The following is a 2,392-nucleotide window of genomic DNA, read 5'->3' on the forward strand; positions in this document are numbered from 1 at the left end:
TCGGCGCACACGGCCCGCCCTTTCGCGTGCGAGAAGTGAGGTGGATCACAGCCCTTCGGTGCATCGTTTCGCCGGTCCCCGGGCCTTTGTGGGGGGTGTAAGGGGTTGTTCGCAGGCGGGGCGGTGGGGATGGAGCGGTTTCGGGCCGACGGCTTCGACGAGTTCGTGGCCGCTCGCTGGTCGACGCTGCTTCATGTCGCGCGTCTGCTCACCGGCGGCGACCGGCAGCGCGCCGAGGACCTCGTCCAGGAGGCCCTGGTGAAGCTGTGGTTCGCGTGGCCGAGGGTCGCCGAGCAGGCACCGGAGGCCTATGTGCGCCAGGTGCTGGTGCGGTTGGCGGCCCGTTCGGCCCGCCGGCGCTGGTGGGGGGAGCGTCCGGTGGGAGAACTGCCCGACCGGGCGGAACCCGGTGATGTGTCCGCGGCCGTCGCGGAACGCTCGCGGCTGGAGGCCGCGCTGGTTCTGCTGCCGCCGCGCCAGCGGGCCGCGGTGGTGCTGCGTTACTGCGAGGACCTGCCGGAGGGGCAGGTGGCGCAGGCCCTCGGCTGTCCGGTGGGCACCGCCCGCTCCCACGCGTCGCGCGGAGTGGCGCGGCTGCGGCAGACCCTGTCCGACTCCGTCCGGCCCGTGGGGTGAGGGGAGCAGCGGTGGACGACTTCGAGCGCGAGCTGACGCGCATGATGCACGACAGCCGGAAGCCTGCCCCCTTGGGTCCCGGGCAGCGGGCGCGCCTGTACGAGGGCATTCGGGCCCGGCACCGGACGCGGGTGCTGTGGCGGGCCGGCGGCTCGGCCCTCGCCGTGGCCGGGCTGAGCATCGGGCTGGCCCTGCTGCCCGGCACGGGGTCGCGTTCCCTGCCCGCCGACCGCCCGCCCCTGCCGGCGACCAGTCCGACGCCGGCCCCGTCGTCGACCGCACCGCCGACGTCCGCACCGGCCTCCACCTCCGTCCCCAGCACCTTGCACCCGCCCACGAGCACGTCCGGGACCACGGAGCCGGGTCACGGCGGCACGCCGACCTTTCCCCCGCCCGACGCGAGCACGTCGGTGACGTTCCCGCCTCCGACGCCTACCTCCTCGGAGCCCTCGTACTCGTCGTCCACGCAGGGGGCGGGACGTCCCTCCATGACGGCCGGCAGCGGCTGACCGCCGCCGCGCCGCCGTCCGATCCACCCCCGGGAGCCTCGCCCCGGGGCCTCTCACCCGACCGCCACCCGGGCGCTTCCGGCATGCCTTCACGGGCCCCACCCGGGCCCCGTCGTGCCGTACGCCGGAAGGAGACCGTGAATCCGTCATGAGCACCGCGAGGTGGCCGGCCCCGGCCGGCTGCCGCACAGCCACCGCGCCCCCGGCGCCGAGGGCGCTGCCCCGCCGGGTCCCGCTGTCCGTGCACCACCGCGAACCCGTTCTGGACGTGGTGGTGCCCGTGCACAACGAGGAGAACGATCTGGAGCCCTGTGTCCGCCGGCTCCACGCCCACCTGGCGGAGACGTTCCCGTACCCCTTCCGGATCACCGTCGCCGACAACGCCAGCACGGACCGCACCCCGCGCATCGCCGAGCGGCTGGCCCGGGAACTTCCCGGGACCGAGACGAGTCTTTCCAAATGCCTGCGGGCACGAAGAGAGGGTGCTCATGATCGTTTGTGACGACGAACTTGAACACCCTCGTGACCGCACTGTACGTGAAGATCGACGACGACTTGGCGGGTATCGTGCGGCTGCCGGGCCGGCCACCGAAACTCAGTCACTCGGAGTTGCTGTGCCTGGCGGTCATGCAGGCGATGCTCGGCTTCCACTGCGAGGCCCGCTGGCTGCGGTACGTCCGCGCACACCTCCAGGACATGTTTCCCTTCGTCCCGCAGGATGCCGGCTACAACAAGCGGCTGCGTGCCGCGCTGCCGCAGATCAAACGCGTGATACGGGTGCTCGCCAAGGACACCGACTTCTGGCACGACACGGTGTGGATCACGGACTCGACCCCGGTGCCGTGCGGGATGTCCCGCCCCACGGTCAAGCGCTCGGAGCTGGCGGGCTGGGCCAACTACGGCTACTGCGCGTCGCATTCGCGGTTCTTCTGGGGGCTGCGGCTGTACCTGGTGTGCACCCCGGCCGGGATGCCGATCCTGTGGGCGCTGGCCGATCCGAAGCTCGGCGAGCGCGAGGTGCTGGCCGCGATGCTGGAGGTCGATGCCGAGCTGGTGCGCGTGCGGCCGGGCCTGCTGCTGATCAGCGACAAGGGCTTCGCGTCGAAGACCTTCGAGCGGTCACTGTCCGTACAGGGCATCACGCTGCTGCGGCCGTCGAGGAAGAGGGAGATCCTGCGGCCCGGCGAGCCGATGCTCAAGAAGGTCCGCCAGCTGATCGAGTCGGTCAACGACACCCTCAAGGGCCA

Annotated in this window: 3 protein-coding genes and 1 pseudogene; all 4 read left to right on the top strand. The window is 72.2% G+C overall.

Going from position 1 to position 2,392, the window contains the following annotated elements:
- Nucleotides 1-129: 129 nt before the first annotated feature.
- Entirely contained in the window at nt 130-636 is a 507-nt protein-coding gene (locus B9S61_RS20420) for a SigE family RNA polymerase sigma factor (protein WP_103543552.1), read from the top strand.
- Nucleotides 637-647: 11 nt separating this feature from the next.
- Nucleotides 648-1,145 carry a cellulase gene (locus tag B9S61_RS20425; protein WP_181007454.1) on the top strand — a complete coding sequence of 166 codons (498 nt, stop codon included), beginning with the start codon at nt 648-650 and terminating at the stop codon, nt 1,143-1,145.
- 148 nt (nt 1,146-1,293) lie between these two features.
- Nucleotides 1,294-1,587: pseudogene (locus B9S61_RS20430) on the top strand (glycosyltransferase); the annotation flags it as partial.
- 56 nt (nt 1,588-1,643) lie between these two features.
- Nucleotides 1,644-2,392: IS982 family transposase (locus tag B9S61_RS20435; protein ID WP_103543553.1), on the top strand; the 749-nt coding region annotated here is incomplete at its 3' end.

Source organism: Streptomyces sp. SM1, assembly GCF_002910825.1.
Lineage (GTDB): Bacteria > Actinomycetota > Actinomycetes > Streptomycetales > Streptomycetaceae > Streptomyces > Streptomyces okerensis.